This is a genomic window from Amycolatopsis rhabdoformis (genome assembly GCF_035918295.1).
In the GTDB taxonomy this organism is placed as follows: Bacteria; Actinomycetota; Actinomycetes; order Mycobacteriales; family Pseudonocardiaceae; genus Amycolatopsis; species Amycolatopsis rhabdoformis.
Genome location: NZ_CP142149.1, coordinates 5838551 through 5855711, shown reverse-complemented (window position 1 = coordinate 5855711; position 17161 = coordinate 5838551). Strand labels below are relative to the sequence as shown.

At 71.2% G+C, this 17161-nt stretch carries 16 protein-coding genes and 1 pseudogene; 8 read left to right on the top strand and 9 right to left on the bottom strand.

The window, feature by feature from the left end:
* Positions 1–444 precede the first annotated feature (444 nt).
* Positions 445–861, bottom strand: a complete 417-nt coding sequence (locus tag VSH64_RS26840) for a DUF5709 domain-containing protein (protein ID WP_326565467.1) — start codon at positions 859–861, stop codon at positions 445–447.
* Positions 862–984: 123 nt separating this feature from the next.
* Between VSH64_RS26840 and VSH64_RS26835 the strand changes: the two genes are divergently transcribed.
* A complete protein-coding gene (locus VSH64_RS26835; RefSeq protein WP_326565466.1) occupies positions 985–2100 on the top strand; it encodes a VanZ family protein in 1116 nt (371 codons plus the stop codon).
* Here the strand turns inward: VSH64_RS26835 and VSH64_RS26830 are convergent.
* Entirely contained in the window at positions 2061–2939 is an 879-nt protein-coding gene (locus VSH64_RS26830; protein ID WP_326565465.1) for a DUF3800 domain-containing protein, read from the bottom strand. The two genes, VSH64_RS26835 and VSH64_RS26830, sit on opposite strands and share 40 nt — an antisense overlap.
* Positions 2940–3024: 85 nt before the next feature.
* Positions 3025–4494 (bottom strand): annotated as a pseudogene (locus VSH64_RS26825) (aldehyde dehydrogenase).
* A gap of 373 nt (positions 4495–4867) precedes the next feature.
* Here VSH64_RS26825 and VSH64_RS26820 point away from each other — a divergent pair.
* The 3 genes from VSH64_RS26820 (at position 4868) to VSH64_RS26810 (ending at position 7668) form a co-directional block, all read left to right on the top strand.
* Positions 4868–6058: a S1C family serine protease gene (locus VSH64_RS26820; protein ID WP_326565464.1), complete on the top strand. Its 1191-nt coding sequence runs from the start codon at positions 4868–4870 to the stop codon at positions 6056–6058.
* Positions 6059–6406: 348 nt separating this feature from the next.
* A complete protein-coding gene (locus VSH64_RS26815; RefSeq protein WP_326565463.1) occupies positions 6407–6946 on the top strand; it encodes a sigma-70 family RNA polymerase sigma factor in 540 nt (179 codons plus the stop codon).
* The gene (locus tag VSH64_RS26810; protein ID WP_326565462.1) at positions 6946–7668 is read left to right on the top strand and encodes an anti-sigma factor family protein; all 723 of its coding nucleotides are present in this window, start codon (positions 6946–6948) and stop codon (positions 7666–7668) included. Before VSH64_RS26815 ends, VSH64_RS26810 begins: the two co-directional genes overlap by 1 nt.
* A 71-nt stretch (positions 7669–7739) precedes the next feature.
* On the opposite strand, the gene VSH64_RS26805 is transcribed toward VSH64_RS26810, so the two are convergent.
* Together VSH64_RS26805 and VSH64_RS26800 are read right to left on the bottom strand one after the other, a co-directional pair.
* On the bottom strand, positions 7740–8411 hold the full coding sequence (locus tag VSH64_RS26805; RefSeq protein WP_326565461.1) for an alpha/beta hydrolase family protein: 672 nt from the start codon (positions 8409–8411) through the stop codon (positions 7740–7742).
* Positions 8408–9853, bottom strand: a complete 1446-nt coding sequence (locus VSH64_RS26800) for a xylulokinase (protein WP_326565460.1) — start codon at positions 9851–9853, stop codon at positions 8408–8410. Before VSH64_RS26800 ends, VSH64_RS26805 begins: the two co-directional genes overlap by 4 nt.
* A 552-nt stretch (positions 9854–10405) precedes the next feature.
* Between VSH64_RS26800 and VSH64_RS26795 the strand changes: the two genes are divergently transcribed.
* From VSH64_RS26795 to VSH64_RS26785, 3 genes are all read left to right on the top strand, one after another.
* Positions 10406–10702, top strand: a complete 297-nt coding sequence (locus tag VSH64_RS26795) for a hypothetical protein (RefSeq protein WP_326565459.1) — start codon at positions 10406–10408, stop codon at positions 10700–10702.
* Positions 10703–10712: 10 nt separating this feature from the next.
* Positions 10713–11534 carry a class I SAM-dependent methyltransferase gene (locus VSH64_RS26790; RefSeq protein WP_326565458.1) on the top strand — a complete coding sequence of 274 codons (822 nt, stop codon included), beginning with the start codon at positions 10713–10715 and terminating at the stop codon, positions 11532–11534.
* A 72-nt stretch (positions 11535–11606) separates the two neighbouring features.
* Positions 11607–12455, top strand: coding sequence for a class I SAM-dependent methyltransferase (locus tag VSH64_RS26785; protein WP_326565457.1), 849 nt, complete (start codon positions 11607–11609; stop codon positions 12453–12455).
* On the opposite strand, the gene VSH64_RS26780 is transcribed toward VSH64_RS26785, so the two are convergent.
* The 4 genes from VSH64_RS26780 to VSH64_RS26765 all read right to left on the bottom strand — a co-directional run bounded on the left by VSH64_RS26780 (position 12439) and on the right by VSH64_RS26765 (position 15489).
* On the bottom strand, positions 12439–13944 hold the full coding sequence (locus VSH64_RS26780; protein ID WP_326565456.1) for an FAD-dependent monooxygenase: 1506 nt from the start codon (positions 13942–13944) through the stop codon (positions 12439–12441). The genes VSH64_RS26785 and VSH64_RS26780 overlap by 17 nt on opposite strands.
* A gap of 34 nt (positions 13945–13978) precedes the next feature.
* Positions 13979–14581 (bottom strand): acyl-CoA-like ligand-binding transcription factor, encoded by a 603-nt coding sequence (locus VSH64_RS26775; protein WP_326565455.1) that lies wholly within the window; start codon positions 14579–14581, stop codon positions 13979–13981.
* Between the two features lie 106 nt (positions 14582–14687).
* Positions 14688–14864, bottom strand: a complete 177-nt coding sequence (locus VSH64_RS26770) for a CsbD family protein (protein WP_326565454.1) — start codon at positions 14862–14864, stop codon at positions 14688–14690.
* 67 nt (positions 14865–14931) lie between these two features.
* Positions 14932–15489 (bottom strand): NADPH-dependent FMN reductase, encoded by a 558-nt coding sequence (locus VSH64_RS26765; protein ID WP_326565453.1) that lies wholly within the window; start codon positions 15487–15489, stop codon positions 14932–14934.
* A 202-nt stretch (positions 15490–15691) separates the two neighbouring features.
* On the opposite strand from VSH64_RS26765, the gene VSH64_RS26760 reads away from it, so the two are divergent.
* Positions 15692–17161 carry an amidohydrolase family protein gene (locus tag VSH64_RS26760; RefSeq protein WP_326565452.1) on the top strand — a complete coding sequence of 490 codons (1470 nt, stop codon included), beginning with the start codon at positions 15692–15694 and terminating at the stop codon, positions 17159–17161.

Genomic DNA, 17161 nt, shown 5'->3' with positions numbered 1-17161 from the left:
CTCCCTCCACACCAGCTGCGATGGCCACTGCCTATCTTCGCGGGATGAGGATGCACGCGATCGCCGCACCCCGCCGGTGGCTCGATAACGTCGTGTACTACGGGGTCGCTCTGGGCGAACTCCCGTGTGGGGGGTGGAGGCGTGGAGGGTGACCATGGCGGCCAGTGGCAACGCCACGGAGGTGACGCTCGAACCGAGCAGGGAAACCGAGTTGCCGAGGAAGAGCCGGCGGAAGGCCGCGTGCCGCTGGAGAACGTGACGCGCCGCGGGAGGGAGCTACGCCGGAAGCGTCACGAGTCCGCCCAACGAACACCACGGCAAAGCTGTGAAGGGGCCTTTGCCACCGGACGGGAAGTCGAACGCGCAAGACTCCGACCGCACGAACCACGTCGCGCAAGGACTCCACCACTACGCAGCCGCGAAGCCCCTCACAGCCCCGAAAGATCAATCCCTCGGCACCACGATGTGCACAGCAGCCTCCTCCGCCGACGCAGCGCCCCCGTCGATCCCCGCATCCGACGCGTACAGCTCGTCGTCAACATCCGGCCCGAACCCCGCGTCCTGCGCGACCAGGCGGCCCGCGCGCGTGGCGCCGACCTCGTCGTCCAGGAGTTCGCCGTCGGTGTCGGTGGTGTCGCCGAGGTCGTCGCTGTCGTCGGGGGTCAGGTCGGGTAGTTCGCGGGCGAGGCGGCCCTCCCAGCTTTCGCCGGTGAGCTCCTCGGCGGCGGTCATGCCCCAGTCGCGTACGGCCAGGGGCTTCTCCGGCGGCGAGTAGCCCTCGTCGTAGGGGTCGCCGTCCTCGAGGGTGTCCTCGGGGTCGAGCACGCCGGTGTCGGCGTTGTCCTCGATGTCGTCGTCCACGAACGGCTCCTCTCTACCGTGCCCTCGACGTGAAGATTACGCACCGCTGCCAGTGTCCCTCGAACGGTGGGTGCCGGCGAAGATCGCTAGTCTCGGGCGCGCTGACGCACGTGGAGGGGATCAGTGACTGAGTGGAGCGGGCCGACGTTGCTGGCCCTGTTCGGCGGGTTCGGCCTGGCGTTCCTGCTGGTGGTGCCCTACGCCGTGATGAGCTACCGCCGCCGCGGCGAGTTCGGGCCGGGGCGGGCGATCGCGGCGCTCGGGTTCCTCGTGTACTGCTGCGCGCTGATCACCTACACGCTCCTGCCGACGCCCGAGATCGACGCCGCCTACTGCGCCACCCACGAGTCGCTGCGGCACCCGGTCGTGAACCCGCTGCAGTTCCTTTCGGACATGAAGCAGTTCCACACCGGCCTGCTCGGCAACCCGGCCCTGCGGCAGGTGCTGTTCAACGTCGCGCTCTTCGTGCCGTGGGGCGTGTTCCTGCGCCGTCTCTACCTGAAAGGCCCGGCGTTCGCGATCGCGTCCGGGTTCCTGGTGTCGCTGCTCATCGAGACGACCCAGCTCACCGGCGTCTGGTTCCTCGTCGACTGCCCCTACCGCCTCTTCGACACCGGTGACCTGCTGTCCAACACGATCGGCGCCGCGGTCGGCGCGCTGGTCGCCCCGGTGTTCGGCCGGCCCCACGAACGCCTCGACGCCAAGGCCCCGCGCCCCGTCCGCAGCGGACGGCGCCTGTTCGGCATGCTGCTCGACCTGATCGCGGTGACGCTGCTCGGCGTCGCGCTCAACGTCGCGGTGGTCGCGGTCCAGCTGCTGCTCGACCCCCACAAGGGCGTCGGCAACCCCGTGCTCAGCGCGGTGCTCGGCGAGTGGGTGCCGGCGCTGGTCCTGCTGCTCGTGGTCCCGCTCGTCGGCAACGGCGCGACGCCGGGGCAGCGCGCCGTGCTGCTCACGATGGTGACGAAGGACGACGAGAAACCCTCACCGTCGCAGATGGTGGTCCGGTTCGTGTTCGGTTCCGGCGGCTACTTCGTGGCGGTGGGCATCACCACGGCCCTCGCGCAGCCGTCCACGTTCACCGGCCTGTGGATCCTCCTGAGCGGCCTGCTCGCGATCTTCACCCGCGGCCACCGCGGCCTCAGCGGGCTGGTGAGCGGCCTGCGCGTGGCCGACGCCCGCCGCGCGCGCACCACCGATCAGAGCGGAACCACCCAGATCGACGTCGGCAGCAGGTAGGGCCGCACCAGGGCGGTGAGCTCGGCGTCGCCGTGGTGGTGCAGGGCGTGCTCGGCCAGGCGACGGGTGGTGCCGGCCAGGAAATCGGCCAGCTGCACGCGCGGGTCGGTGCGCGAGTCCACGAACTCCACGGCCTGGCCGGGCCCCAGTAGCGTCGTGAGGCGCGCCGGGGTGAGCGAGGGCTGCTCGTCGTGGATCACGGTGGTGGGACGCCAGTGGGTGACGGTGTCGGCCAGCGCCGGCATGAGCGGGTCGAGCGGCGGCACGAGCGTCGCGTCCCGCAACCGCTCGCGAAGCGCCGTCACGTGCTCTCGAGCCCCAGGCGACAGCAGGTCCTCGTAGCGGACGGCGAACTCGTCGGGAGTGATCGGCTCGCGCCGCTGCGAAGTGCGCAGCAGAGCCGTGAACGCGCGCAGGAACTCGCTCCACCGTGCCGCACCGTGCACCTGCGGCCCGTCGACGTGCAGTGCCCGCGCCCGAGCGTCCGGCCGCCGCCGCAGGCACTCCGGGTAAGGCACCCGGTCCACGAGCAGGTCCACCACCTTGCCGGTGAGGAACAGCGCCTTGTCCACCAGCACCACACCCGCCCGGCCCGCCAGCGGCCCCGACGGGCCCAGGAACCACACCAGCGCGGCCCGGTTCTTCGCCCGCAGCAGGTGGTTCGCCTTGTACTCCAAGGCCGGCGAGCCGATCCGCTCGCGCAGCTCAGCCACGCAGTCCGCGGCGTCGGCGGTGCCGATCCGCACGCCGGCATGGGCGAACACGGACGTGTTCGCCCCGATCAGGTTCACGCCCTCCGAGCCGGACTCGTCGCACGCGATCGTGCCTCGCGGTAGCACCGTGCGGATCCTGCCAGATCCCGGCCGCGAACGGCACCGGATTACCGGCAGGAACCGCCCGCCGAAGAATCCACAGTGGACCTGATCACCCCAGCGTGAACGGATCCCGCGTGCCGCCGGTCAGCTCCACCCACACGGCCTTCTCCTCCAGGTACTCGTCCACCGCGTGCACGCCGTTCTCCCGGCCCAGCCCCGAATTCCTGAACCCGCCGAACGGCACCGAAGGCGACACCACCCGATAGGCGTTCACCCACACCGTGCCCGCCCGGATGCGCCCGGCGACGCGGTGCGCCCGGTGGACGTCCTTGGTCCACACCGCGCCCGCGAGCCCGTACGGCGTGTCATTGGCCAGCTTCACCGCTTCGTCCTCCTCGGTGAACGTGAGCGCCGCCAGCACCGGCCCGAACACCTCTTCGCGGTACACCGTGGATTCCGGCGTGATCCCGGTGAGCACGGTCGGCTGCACGAACAGCCCGCCCAGCCCCGGATCCGCGACGCCGCCGTACGCCACCGTCGCCCCCTCCGCGCGCGCGGTTTCCAGGTACGACAACACCTTCGCGTACTGCGGCTCGTTGGCCACCGGCCCCATCTCGGTGTCCGCCGCGGTGGGGTCGCCGAGCCGGATCGCGGCGGCCCGGCGCGCCACCAGCCGCACCAGCTCGTCGTGCACGTCCGCGTGCACGATCAGCCGCGAGCCGGCCATGCACGTCTGGCCGGTGGCGGCGAACACGCCGGCCACGATCCCGTTGGCGGCCGCCTCCAGGTCCGCGTCGGGGAACACCACCTGCGGCGACTTCCCGCCGAGCTCCAGGGTCACCTTCACCAGGTTCTCGGCCGCCGCCTTCGCCACCGCGCGCCCGGTGGCCGTCGACCCGGTGAACGCGACCTTGTCCACGCCCGGGTGCCCGGCCAGCGAAGCGCCGGTTTCGCGCGAAAGCCCGGTCACGACGTTGACCACGCCGGGCGGGAAACCGGCTTCGGTGATCAACGAAGCGAACCCGAGCGTCGACACCGGCGCGTGCTCCGACGGCTTCACCACCACAGTGCAGCCGGCGGCCAGCGCGGGCGCGAGTTTCCACGTGAGCAACAACAACGGCGAGTTCCACGGCGTGATGGCCGCGACCACCCCCACCGGCTCGCGGCGCGTGTACACGAGGTAGTTCGGGTTGGGCGACGGGATCTGGCGGCCCTCGATCTTGTCGGCCAGCCCGGCGAAGTAGTGGTATCAGCCGCCGAGAGCGGTGAGCTGGCCGAGCATCTCGCGCAGCAGCTTGCCGGAGTCGTTCACCTCGAGGCGCGCGAGCCGTTCGGCGTTCTCGCCGATCAGGTCGCCGAGCCGGCGCAGCAGCGCGGCCCGGGTGAAGCCGGTCGCCGAGCCCCACTCGCCGTCGAGGGCGGCGCGGGCCGCGCGCACGGCGGCGTCGACGTCCTCGGGGCCGCCGTCGGGCAGCACGGCCCAGGTCTCGCCGGTGTACGGATTGCGCGATTCGAACGTGTTGCCGCTGATCGCGTCGACGGCGCGCCCGCCGATGAGCATCTTGAAGTGTTCGGGCATCGGCCCACCTCTCCTCGGTCTCGCTCCGGACGGTACGTCCGCGCACCGAGCCGGCACCAGACCCGCGGATTCAGCCGAGCGGCGCAACCGTCTACAAAGGACCGTGTGAGCGGTGTCACAGCGGTGGCGCGAACCAGGGCCGTCGGGAACGCGGCGAACACACCGCGCTCCCGACGGCCGGGCGGTCGAGCGCCGAGGGCCGGTGATCCCAGTGCACAGCCGCCGGCGCGTGCCGACCTGGTGAGAGGAGCAGGCTGGGAAGATCACTCCGAACGTAACCCACGCCCCGGCGTGCCAGCCAGTACTGTTCCCCGATCGAGGCGGTGCGGACGAGGCACCGGTGCGGTCCGATGCGAGCGGCAGGGAACCGAAGATGAGCCACAACACCGACGCCCCGCTGGGCGCGCCGTGGGCACACCAGCAGCAAGAGCCGCAGCCGCAGGTCCCGGCGCCACCGCCGGAGAGCGGGGAGCCGCCGCGGCGCAAGCGGCCGCTGCGGGCCGTGCTGATCTCACTCGGACTGGTGGTGCTGCTGGCGCTCGTCGGGGTCGCCGTCGGCCACTACGCGTGGGGCCCGAAGGCACCGCCCGCGCCGCCGGCGAGCCAGGTCCGCGCCACGCCGCCGTTCGACGTCGCCGCGGTGGTCGCGAAGGTCAGCCCTGCGGTGGTGGACATCGACGTGGACCTGGGGCTCGAGGGCGGCGGCGCGGCGGGCACCGGCATCGTGCTGAGCGCCGACGGCCTGGTGCTCACCAACAACCACGTGGTCGAGGGCGCCACCGCGATGCACGTGACCGACGTCGGCAACGGCCGCGGTTACGACGCCACCGTGCTCGGCTACGACCGCAGCCACGACATCGCCCTGCTCAAGCTGTCCGGCGCTTCGGGCCTGGTCACCGCGACGCTGGGCGATTCGGGTGCGGTGCAGGTCGGCGACGGTGTGGTCGGGATCGGCAACGCGGGCGGGGTGGGCGGGGCGCCGAGCGCGTCGCCGGGCAAGGTCACCGCGCTCGGCCAGCAGGTGACGGCGGCCGACGAGGTCACCGGCGCCACCGAGACCCTCACCGGCCTGCTGCAGGTCGACGCCGACATCCAGTCGGGCGACTCCGGCGGGCCGCTCGCCGACGTGCAGGGCCACGTGATCGGCATCGACACCGCCGCCAACGCCGGTTACGTGTTCGACAAGGGCCTGCGGCCGCACGAGGGCTTCGCGATCCCGATCACGCCGGCCGCGGCCATCGCCCAGCGCATCCTGGCCGGGCAGTCGTCCGACACCATCCACATCGGACCCAGCGCGTTCGTCGGCCTCACCGTCGTCGACGGCGGCAATGGCTCGGGGGCCCTGATCAAGTCCGTGGTCGCGGGCGGGCCGGCCGCGAAGCTCGGGTTGAAGCCCAACCTGCTCGTGGTCGGCATCGACGACAAACCGGTGACCTCCGCGACCACCCTCATCGCGCTCATGGACACCCACCACCCGGGCGACCACCTGCGCGTCACGGTCGCCGGCCAGGGCGGCAAAACGGCGACGGTGACGCTGGTTCCGGTGAGTGGTCCGATCGGCTGAGTGGCAACCGGAGCGACCGAGGCCTTGTTCGTCACGCGGGGTAGTCGCTACTTCGCGCGGCGCTCTCCACTGTCCGCGTGCAAGCGGTCACGTCCCGGATGCGTTCGCGCCGGAAAACTGCGCCGAATGGGGGACGAACGGGCACCGTCCGGGGCCGAAGGTCTCGGTTGCCTCCCGTGATGGCATTCGTCCGTTCAGGGGAAGGGTTGACTGTCGCGGGGTGCGAAGCGGCCACTGTGGGTGGTGGTCGCGGACGGTGCACCTCGTGCGGGCGGCCTCCGGTGCTGTCCTACAGTTCTGCGCAGCACGGCAAGGGTGATCTTGCCGGATCGGGGAGGGTGGTCCGGAATGGCCGGGTTGAGGACTCGTCAGCGCCAGCAGGTGGCCGACGAGGCGCTCGTCCGCTCGTTGTTCGAGGAACACGGAAAGGCGATGCTCGCCTACGCCACGAGACTCCTCAACGACCGCGCGGCCGCCGAAGACGTGGTGCAGGAAGCCCTGGTGCGAGCCTGGCGCAACCCGGACAGCCTCGTGAACGGCAAGGGCTCCGTGCGCGGCTGGCTGCTCACCGTCGTGCGCAACCTGGTGATCGACAAGGTCCGGGCGCGCGACGCGCGGCCGGCCGAGGTCGCCGAGTCGCCGACCACCGTGCCGGTGGAGCACGACCACGCCGACCACGTCGTGGACTCGATGGTGGTGCTGTCGGCGCTCGACGGGCTCTCACCCGAGCACCGCGAAGTCCTGGAACAGATGTACCTGCACGGCCGCACCGTGACCGAGGCCGCCGAGAAGCTGGGAATCCCGCCGGGCACCGTGAAGTCCCGCTCGTACTACGGTTTACGGGCACTGCGGGAGAAGTTCCAGGATCAGCGGGTGGGGGCGGCGTGATGAGCGGGTTCAGCGAGACGGACCACGCGGATCTCGCCGGCTATGTCGCCGGAGACGTCTCCGCGGAGGAGAAGCAGACGATCGAGGCGCACCTCGCCGGCTGCGCGGATTGCCGCGCGGAGGTCGAGTCGCTGCGCGAAATGCAGGAGTTCCTGGGCGAAGTGCCGCCCGAGGCGCTGCTCGACGGCCCGCCCGAGGGCGGCGACCTGCTGCTGCAGCGCACGCTGCGCCAGGTCCGGTCGGAAGCCCGCAGCTCGGCCGGCCGCGGACGGTTCCTGGCCGCCACAGCCGCCGTGGTGGTGGCCGCCGCCGCCATGGGTGTGGGGGTGGTGGTCGGCAAGTCGGGTTCGCCCGAGGGCCCGGCCGTCGCCGTGCCGCTGCCGCCGGCCCCGGTGCCGTCGACGGCCACCAGCACCGTGCCCGGCACGAAGTTCCTCAGCGGCACCTCGGGCGAGACGCGGCTCACCGCGAGCATCGTCCCGGCCGCCGGCTGGGTTCGCGTCGAGGCCGCCGTGACGGGCATTCCGGCCGGCGAAAAGTGCCGCTTGATCGTGGTCAGCAAAAACGGCGACCGCGAAATCGCCGGCGGCTGGCTCGTGTCGCAGAAGGCGGTTCACGATGGTGCGGACCTCAACGGTTCCGCCCTCGTCGACCCCGCCGACGTCGCTTCGATCGTGGTCGAGAATACCCAGGGCCACCAGTTCGTGGAAGCGAACGTCTGACCTTCGGGGCGTCCTGCCCCGGCGGGTGGTGCGTTCGGGCAAACCGGCGTGGGCCGTCCACTTCGGACGGTCTAGCCGAGCCACGCGCGCACGTGGCGCCAGGGTTCGTCGGCCGGGTCGATCACCTGGAAGTGGTCGACGCCGGGGAGTTCGGTGAACGTGACGTCGTCGCCGGCTTCGCGGGCGGCGGCCACGTAGGCGCGGCTGTGCTCGATCGGCACGCGGCCGTCGGCGTCGCCGTGGACCACCAGCTGCCGCACGCCGATCGGCAGGCGCGTGAGCGGTGAAGCGGCCGGGTCGGGCGTCGGCAGGAAGAGGCGCGCGGCGCCTTCGCCGAGGCCTTCCGCGGCGCTGCGAGGCACGTCGGTGATCGGCGCGAGACCGACCACGGCGTTCAGGCCGGGGGTGACGGCGGCCGCGAGCAGCGCCAGGTGACCGCCCGCGGAGTGTCCGATCGCGATGAGCGGCAGGTTTTCGGCGACGGGCACGGCGGCGATGCCCGCGAGCACGTCGTCGAGCGTCTCGGGCCAGCCGCCGGTGTCGCCGTCGATGCGGCGGTACTCGAGGTTCGCCACGAGCCAGCCCGCGGCGGCGAGGTCGGCGGCGAGGCCGTCCATCAGGTGCAGGTCGCGCTGGGCGCGCCACCAGCCGCCGTGGAGCAGGAAAACCGTGCCGCGCGTGGGGTTGTCGCCGTGCAGCTCGGCGAACTGGCTGGGCTCGCTGCCGTAGCGGAGGGTCCTCATTCCGCCATTACACCAGGGTCGCGCAGGAGTTCGTGCACCTTCGCGAGCCCCTCGTACGAAGCGCGGTATGCCTCGTACCACCGCGTGAGGTCCGTCTGCGGCTCGAAAACCCGCTCGACGTGCACGGCCGCGGCGGCCGCCGTCTCGACGTCCGGCTGAAGACCGACGCCCACCGCACCCAGCAGCGCCGCCCCGAGCGCGGCGCTGTCGCGCACGCGAAGGCGCTCGATCGGCCGGCCGAGCACATCGGCGTGCAGCTGCGTCCACAGGTCACTGCGCGCGCCGCCGCCGGAGAAGGTGAGCGAGGGCAGGCGCAGGCCGCACGCCTCTTCCACCTGCTCCAGCACGTGCCGCGCCGAGAAGGCCACCCCGGTGAGCACCGCGCGCGACAGGTCCGCTCGCGTCGCCGCCGACGTCAGCCCCAGAAAGCTGCCCCGCACGTCGGCGTCCCACAGCGGCGCGCGCTCACCCTGGAGGTAGGGCGTGAACACGACGCGGTTTCCCCCGCCCGCCGCCCCCGCGAACACCTCGGCCACACTCTGCCCCGATGCCTGGGCCCACCACCGCACCGCGTCCCCCGCGGCCTGCGTCGGCCCCGCGTGGACGGTGAGGCCGTTGCGCGGCGGAAAACTCACGACTCCGCGCGCCGATTCCTTGCGGCGCGACGCTCCCGCCACGACCAGCGACGTGCCGCACGAGATCATGCCGCGCCCCACCTCCGTGGTGCGCGTGCCGAACACCGCCCCGAACGCGTCCATCGTCCCGACCACCACCGGCGCCCGCACGACCGCCGACTCCCCGAGCACCTCCTCCGGCTCCAGCAGCTCCGGCAGCCGCTCGCCGAGCCCGTCGACCAGCGCCACGGCCTCCGGCAGATAGCCGCCCTGGTTCGCGACCCGGACGCTCGCCAGCTTGTCCGTGGCCACCCGCCCGGTGAGCCGCGCGCCGATGAAGTCCTTGGGCCCCAGGATCCACCGCGCTCGCGCCCACTCCTCCGGCCGCTCCCTCGCGAACCACGCCGCCCGCGCCCCGACGAACGACGCGTCCAGCGCCACCGGCCCGCCCCAGATCCGCCGCTTGTCCTCGGGCGTGAACCGCGCGTCCAACTCGCGCGCCACCGCGGCGCACCGCTGGTCCTGCCAGATCACGGCTTCGGTCAGCGGCCTGAGGTGCTCGTCGACGAGAAGGTGCGTGTTGACCTGGCTCACGATCCCGACGGCTTGGATCTGCTCGCCTTCGAGCTCGGCGAGTACGGCTTCCAGCGCTTCGGTGCAGCCGCGCCACCAGTCCTCCGGATCCTGCTCCGCCCAGCCGGGCCTCGGCCGCGCGATCGGATACCCCACGCTGTGCACCCCGCGCAGCCGCCCGTCCACCCCGAAGGCGGCCACCTTGACGGCGGTGGTGCCGATGTCGATGCCGAGGACCAGGCGGTTGGAGTTCATGGAAGAGGAGTATCAAATTTGCGGTGGTGGGCGGGTGATGTCACTCGGTCGGGGTCGCGGTTGGGTTGCCGCGGGGCTGGGGTCCCGGCTGGTGCCGCTTGCGGGTCGGTTGGCCGAATTGTGTCGAGCTGTCGACGGCTGCCGTGGGCTCGCGGGTTGACGATCGCGGCCTTCGCCACGCGCTTCGCGGGCATGGACCTGCTGGCGCCAAGGCCGAGTTCGTAGGTAGTTGTCCGACTGTGGGCGCGCATGGGTCAGTGCGGATTTTGTCCGAGCCGGGTCGTGCGAAACCTACGCGCGGGCTGCGGGCCTTGGCTGCGCGGGGATAGCTAATGCCGCAGAGACCCCACCGGCGCAGAGACCCCACCGGCGCAGAGACCCCACCGCTCCCTAGGGGGGCGTCCCCAATCCCATTCTATCGTTGGTGACCCCCGAAAAGCCGTCGGAGCGGAATCTGTGGACAACTGGGAAACCTGCCCCGTCGCTGTGGACAACTCGGGATTTGTGGTTGACAGCGCCGTTCAAGGAGCGCGGTGGGGTAGCCGACAGTCGATGGGCGCGCAGGCCGGAGCGGGCCGACGAGGTACTCAGCTTGGTTGGCTGCTTCGAGTCGGTCACCCCCGCGACAGAGCCGCGATCGAGCTCGACTTCGGCGGCCCCGAAGAAGCCGTGTGGGAGCGCTGCCGCGAGACGTTCTACCACGTCGACACCCTCGACTCCGGACAACTGAAGCGCCTCGAAACAGCCTTCCGAACCGCGACGCGCGAGCTCGTCGAGCACGGCGAATTGCGCGCGGGGATGACCATGCGCATCGTCGAAACGCGGTTGCGGGTGGATCTTCCGCGCTAACGTCGAGGGCATGACGACGCCGGGGGAGCTGTGGCTGCGGGAGTACCACGATCGCAAGCCGGATTCGCAGTCCGTGTTGATCGAGGCAGGGAAGGTGGTCGGCGACGGGCGGGCGAGTTACGACGTGTTCGCGGAGCTGGTGGGCACGCCGCCGCGGGTGCTGGATCTCGGGTGCGGTGACGGGGCGCTGCTGGCGACCTTCGCCCGGCAGGGCAGTGCGCACCTGGCCGGCATCGACTTGTCCGCCGGGGAGCTCGCGTTGGCGCGCAGGAGGCCGGAGTTGGCGTCCGCGCGGCTTGAGCACGGGCGGACGCAGGAGTTGCCGTTCGGGGACAACGCATTCGACGCCGTGGTGTCGCACATGACGTTGATGCTGATGGACGATCTGGACCGCGTCGTCGCGGAGGCCGTGCGGGTGCTGGCTCCGGGCGGGGTGTTCGCGGCGGCGGTGGGCGCCGGCGGCGGGTCCGGCGCGGCGAAGGTCTTCTTCGACCTCTCCAAGCCGATGTTCCTGGCTGTGCCGGAGGAGCACCGGGCGCCGGTCAGAGGTGACCGGCGCACGCGCACGGCCGAGGGGTTCGACGAGGTCCTCGGCCCACTGGGCTTCGAACCGGTTGCGTGGGACGAGATCGTGGTTGACTACACCGCTCCGCCCGAGCAGGTGTGGGCCACGTGCACCGAGATGTTCTACCCGACTTCCACCCTCGACGACACCACCCTCGCCGGCCTGCACACCGCGTTCCTCGACGAAACCCGCGACTTGATCACCGACGACGGCGTCGTACCCGCGGCCGTGGGGATCGGCATCGCCCGGACGCGCCTGGCGGGTTGACGCGGCCGTCCCCGGCCCCGACATTGCCCGAACGCCCCTGACGGTGTGGTGATTCGCGCTAACGTCACCGCCATGACGTCCGCCGAGGAGTTCCTGCGCAGCTACCACGACGCCCGCCCGGAGGCGGCGTCCGAGTTGGCCGAGCGGGGACGCGTGGTCGGTGACGGGCGGAGCGTGTATGAGGTGTTCGCGGATCGGGTTGTCGCGGCCAAAGGCAACACCGACACCAACACCGAAGCCAAACCACAAGCCGTCCTTGATCTTGGTTGTGGTGACGGAGCCCTTCTCGCCGCCCTCAAAACCCGCGGCGTGGCCAAAGTAGCCGGACTCGACTTGTCGCCCGGGCAGCTCGCCGCGGCGAGGAAGCGGCCCGAGCTCGGCGAGGCGGACCTCAAGGAAGGCCGGGCCCAGAAGCTCCCCTTCGCGGACAACGAGTTCGACACCGTCGTGTCGTTCATGGCCTTGATGCTCATGGCCGACGTCGAGCAGGTGGTCGCGGAGGTGGCGCGGGTGTTGGCGCCCGGGGGGACGCTCGCGATCGGCGTCGGGGGTGGGGGGCGGGAGGCGATGGAGGTCTTCCTGAAGGTCGCGCGGCCGTTGTTCGCGGTGGTGCCGCAGGAGCGGCGGGTGCCGGTGGCGGGGGACCCGCGTACGCGCACGCGGGAAGGGCTCGACCAGCTGCTGACCCCGAAAGGCTTCGAACCCGTTGGGTGGGAACGGATCGTCGTCGATTTCGGGGGGACGCCCGACGAGGTGTGGCAGACGTGTCACGACAGCTACTACCAGATGGTGACCCTCGACGAGACCCACAAGAAGGGCCTGCGCACCGCGTTCACCGTCGCGACGCGCAACCTCGTGACGGCCGAGGGCCGCTTGGCCGCGTCGGCGTGCATCGACGTGGCCGTTACCCGGCTGCGGTGACGGGGCCGAACCAACGCGTCAGTGCCTTCTCGAGTCCAGTGGCGTCCGGTTGGGCGTCGGAAGAGGCCCAGGCGACGTAGCCGTCGGGGCGGATCAGGAGGGCGGTGACGTCGTCGGCCAGAGTGGCGGTGGCCGTGTCGACGCGGTCCTGCCAACCCGAAGCCAGAGAAGCCAACGAAGCCACAGAAGCCGAAGAAGTCACCAAAACCGGCCGCGCCGTCCGGAAAGCCGCCACGGGCAGCTCCGGAGCCCAGCGCCCCACCAGTGGATGCGGGTCGTCGCCGTACCGGATGTCCGCGCCGGACAACAGGTCCGCGAGGTGCTGCGTCACGTCCTGGTAGCCGAGCAGCTCCCCGACCAGCTCGCGCAGCTCCGTGACCTCGGGCCCGGGTGCGGTCAGCGCGCCCTGTGCCTGCGTGTGCATCACGACGCGGCGGCTGACCGGCCGCCGCTCGGCGTCGTAGGTGTCGAGCAGGTCGGCGGGAGCCCAGCCGCGCACCTCGGCGGCGAGTTTCCACGCCAGGTTCGCGGCGTCCTGCAGCCCCAGGTTCAGGCCGGGTCCGCCGATCGCCGAGTGCACGTGGGCCGAGTCGCCGACCAGCAGCACGCGGCCGGTGCGGAAGGTCGACGCCAGGCGCGTGTTGCCGCTCGACACCCGGCGCAGCTGGTGCGGCCCGGGCCCGGTCGGCGGGTCGAGCGGAAGGTCGACGCCGAGCACCCGCTGCACGCTGGCGCGAAGTTCGGCCAAGGTGGGCGCCACCTCGTCGGGCACCTGCGGACGGTCGCGTTCCGACGAAGACACCAGCGGTGCCGCGTTCGGGAACGGCGCGAACACGAACAGTCCCTTCTCCGTGCGGAAGTGGCGGAACGGCGGGATCACCCCGACGCCCTCGACCCGCAGCCCGCCCGTCGCCGGGTCGCGCAGGGAATCCGGCACGCTCACGTGTGCGGTGTGGGACACCACGTTCACCCTGGTGACGCCCGGGAACTCGATGCCGGCAAGCTTGCGCACGGTGCTGCGGCCACCGTCGGCACCGACCAAAAAGGACGTGTCCACAGTGTACTCACCGGAAGGACCCGCCACGGAAACCCGCACCGAGTCGTCCTGCGAGAACCCCGTGACCGCGTGGCCCCGCCGGATTTCCACCCCCAGCTCGAGCGCCCGCGCCTCGAGCACGCGTTCCAGCTCCTGCTGCGGCACCGGCAGCACGTACACGGGATTCTCCGGCAGTCGCGCGAGATCGAGCGGGAACGCGCCGAACATGTACTGCGGCACGGGCCTCGGTTCGCCCTGCGCCAGCCGTTCGTAGAGGCCACGGCGGTGCAGCAGCCGCACCACCTGGCCGACGAGCCCGTTGGCCCGCTGCTCCTGGCTGCGTTCCGTGAGGCGTTCCAGCACGAGCGGCCGCACGCCGGCCAGGCTGAGTTCACACGCCAGCATGAGCCCGTTGGGCCCACCGCCGGCGATCACGACGTCGATCGCGGGCATGGTTTCTCCTTGGCAGGAAAAGAAAACCGGAAGATCAGGGAAGAGTGACGGTCACGGCGTCGAACGCCGTGCGCAGCACCGAACTGTAGGAAACGGGTGGATCGGCGCGCTGCCAGTGGGCCATGGCCGCGCGCATGGCGCCGCTGGCCGTCTTGGCCACGAGCACGGGGTACAGGTCGTGGTCGGCATCGGTTCCGGTGCGGTCGGCGATCGCTTGCGTGAGCGCGATCTCGGCCGCCACGTTCGCCTTCTGGAACTCGCCCTGCAACGCGGGTTCGGCCGTCATCAGCCGCACGCCCTGTGTCCACAGTGGATCCACCGTGGTGTCGGCGCGGTCGGCCTCGAAGCGCTCGAGTGCGGCTTCGGTGATGGCTTCCCAGAGCGGCTCTTCGGCCGGCCGCGCGCGCAGCAGGTCGGCGATGCCCTGGGCCCGGTCGTAGTGGCGGGCCGCGATGGCCTCGGCCTTGCTGGAGAAGTAGTTGTTCACGGTGCGCGGCGAAACGCCGGCTTCGGTGGCGATGTCCTCGATGGTCACGTTCGCCAGACCGCGTTCGACGGCGAGCCGGATCGCGGCCCAGGAGATCGCGGTACGCGTCTCCTGGCGGCGCCGGTCACGCAGGCTCGGCCGTTCGGTCATGTCCTCAGGCTAGCGCAAACTTGCGCACCACGCAAAGTCTGCGTGATGCGCAAGTTCGGTGGACACAAGAAAGCCCAGGGGCGCGTGACCCTGGGCTTTCCCGACCTCAGTCCTTGACGCCCTTCACGGCGTCCTTGACCTTGTCGGCGGCCTGCTTCAAGTTGCTCTTGCCTTGCTCCGCCTTGCCTTCGGCCTGCCACTGCTCGTTGTCGGTGGCGTTGCCGACGGCTTCCTTCGCCCGGCCCTTGAGTTCTTCGGCCTTGTTCTGCGCCTTGTCCGTCATGGTGTCGCCTCCCTTGTGTCGACCCCCTCCGGTTACCCGGCGGGTGGGAGGGCAAACACGGAAAAGCTCAGGCGCGAACGGCGGCGAGCGCGTTGCTCCAGGACTCGACCTGGTCGAGCGTGGTGTTCAGGTAGCCGGTGTGCATCTCGGCCGGCTTGAACACGGACATGTTCTCGAAGTCGGTGAACAGCGACAGCGCGACCTGGCTGGTCACGTGGGCCACCTGCAGGTTGCTCAGCACGAGACGCAGCTGCTCCACCGCGCGCACGGCGCCCACGGAACCGTAACCGACGAAGCCGGCGGCCTTGTTGTTCCACTCGGCACCCAGGAAGTCGATCGCGTTCTTCAGCGGGCCCGGGATGGCGTGGTTGTACTCGGCGGTCACGAAGACGTAGCCGTCGAACTCGGCGATCTTCTCGGCCCAGCGCTTGGTGTGCGCCTGCGCGTACTGGCCCATGGCCGGCGGCAGCGGCTCGTCGAGGTGCGGGAGTTCGTAGTCGAGCAGGTCGAGGAGCTCGTACTCGGCGGTGCCGCGCTGCTTGGCGATGTCGAGGGCCCACTTCGCGACGGCTTCACCGTTGCGGCCCGGACGGGTGCTGCCGAGGATGATCGCAATCTTCGTCATGTCCGACTTTCCTGGTTCGAGGGGGTGGTCACCGGTTCAGTTCGCGCTGGTCGGGGCTTGATCCAGGCCGCTTTGATGACACGTCCACAAGTTACGCCCGCGTCTGAGGACGTGTCAACGAACCGGGAGTGAGGGTCGTCTCCTCGGTCGGGTGAATCAGCAGTACGTTGTGCGTGCCTTCGCCCACTCACAGGAGTGAATCGTGACCCCTTCACCGGACAGCTACCCCCTCGTGATCAGGGGCGGACGCGTGCTCGACCCGGAGAGTGGCTTCGATGCGGTGGCCGACGTCGGGATCACCGGCGGAACCGTGAGTGTGGTGTCCGCAACACCGCTGCACGGCGACCGGACCATCGACGCCACCGGTCTCGTGGTCGCTCCGGGCTTCGTGGATCTGCACAGCCACGGCCAGGCGATCCCCGAGCAACGGCTGCAGGCGCTCGACGGCGTCACCACGGCCCTCGAGCTGGAAGCCGGCATCACGCCGGTCGGCGCGGCCTACGCCCGGGCGGCGGCGGAGGGCCGGCCGATCAACTACGGCTACTCGACGTCGTGGGCCCTGGCGCGCATGGCCGTGCTCGCGGGAGCGCCGCTCGAAGGCCCGCCCGACACCGTGCTCACCTACCTGGGCGTGCCCGCCTGGCGCGCCGAGGCGTCAGCGGCCGAGCGCGCGCGGATCTTCGAGCACCTGTCGCGCGACCTCGCCGACGGCGCGCTGGGCGTCGGCGTGCTCGCCGGTTACGCGCCGCACCTCGACCCGGCCGAGTTCGTCGCGGTGGCGGAGCTGGCCGCCGAGGCCGGGCTGCCCGCGTTCACGCACGCGCGCCCGCTCGTGGAGGCGGATCCGGACGTGCCGATCGACGGCGCCGAGGAGATCGTGCGCGTCGCGGGCCAGACCGGCGTGCATCTGCACTACTGCCACGTGAACAGCACGTCGGGCCGGCAGGTCGACCGCGTGCTCGGGCTCGTGGAACGCTGCCGGCTCGAAGGCGCCGAGGTGACCACCGAGGCCTACCCGTACGGGGCCGGCTCGACGGCTGTCGGCGCGGCCTTCCTGGCTCCGGAAGTGCTGGCCCACCAAGGCATCCGGCCCGACTCGCTCGTGCTGGTCGGCACGGGGGAGCGCATCGCGGACGCAGAGCGGCTGGCCGAGGTGCGGGCCGCCACGCCGGGTGCTCTCGCGCTGTTGCACTTTCTCGACGAGGACGACCCGGCGTTGCAGCGCGCACTGCTCTTCGAAGGCACCGCGATCGCGAGCGACGCCATGCCGCTGACCTGGCCGGGCGGGCGACCCGATCCGCTGGCGTGGCCGCTGCCGCCGGGTGCGCTCGGCCACCCGCGGGGCGCGGGCACGTTCTCGCGCGCCATTCGCCGGCTGCACCGCGAGAGCGGGAAATTGACGTTGTCCGAAGCCGTCGCGCGTTGTTCACTGCTGCCCGCGCAGGTGCTCGACGAAGCTGTGCCGGCGCTGCGGCGCAAGGGCCGCCTGCGGGCGGGCAGCGACGCCGACGTGGTGGTGTTCGACCCCGACCGCATCACCGACCAGGCGTCCTATGTGGACGGCACGCAGCCGTCCGCGGGGATCGCGCACGTGCTCGTGAACGGCACGCCGGTGGTGCGCGCGGGGGAGATCGTGCCGGACGCGCTGCCCGGCAAGCCCGTGCGCGCCTGA

Bases quoted from the DNA above. Each gene is read 5' to 3' on its own strand.
- VSH64_RS26820 (WP_326565464.1), top strand. From the start codon at position 4,868: ATGAGCCACAACACCGACGCCCCGCTGGGCGCGCCGTGGGCACACCAG.
- VSH64_RS26815 (WP_326565463.1), top strand. From the start codon at position 6,407: ATGGCCGGGTTGAGGACTCGTCAGCGCCAGCAGGTGGCCGACGAGGCG.
- VSH64_RS26810 (WP_326565462.1), top strand. From the start codon at position 6,946: ATGAGCGGGTTCAGCGAGACGGACCACGCGGATCTCGCCGGCTATGTC.
- VSH64_RS26805 (WP_326565461.1), bottom strand. From the start codon at position 8,411: ATGAGGACCCTCCGCTACGGCAGCGAGCCCAGCCAGTTCGCCGAGCTG.
- VSH64_RS26800 (WP_326565460.1), bottom strand. From the start codon at position 9,853: ATGAACTCCAACCGCCTGGTCCTCGGCATCGACATCGGCACCACCGCC.
- VSH64_RS26795 (WP_326565459.1), top strand. From the start codon at position 10,406: ATGGGCGCGCAGGCCGGAGCGGGCCGACGAGGTACTCAGCTTGGTTGG.
- VSH64_RS26790 (WP_326565458.1), top strand. From the start codon at position 10,713: ATGACGACGCCGGGGGAGCTGTGGCTGCGGGAGTACCACGATCGCAAG.
- VSH64_RS26785 (WP_326565457.1), top strand. From the start codon at position 11,607: ATGACGTCCGCCGAGGAGTTCCTGCGCAGCTACCACGACGCCCGCCCG.
- VSH64_RS26780 (WP_326565456.1), bottom strand. From the start codon at position 13,944: ATGCCCGCGATCGACGTCGTGATCGCCGGCGGTGGGCCCAACGGGCTC.
- VSH64_RS26775 (WP_326565455.1), bottom strand. From the start codon at position 14,581: ATGACCGAACGGCCGAGCCTGCGTGACCGGCGCCGCCAGGAGACGCGT.
- VSH64_RS26770 (WP_326565454.1), bottom strand. From the start codon at position 14,864: ATGACGGACAAGGCGCAGAACAAGGCCGAAGAACTCAAGGGCCGGGCG.
- VSH64_RS26765 (WP_326565453.1), bottom strand. From the start codon at position 15,489: ATGACGAAGATTGCGATCATCCTCGGCAGCACCCGTCCGGGCCGCAAC.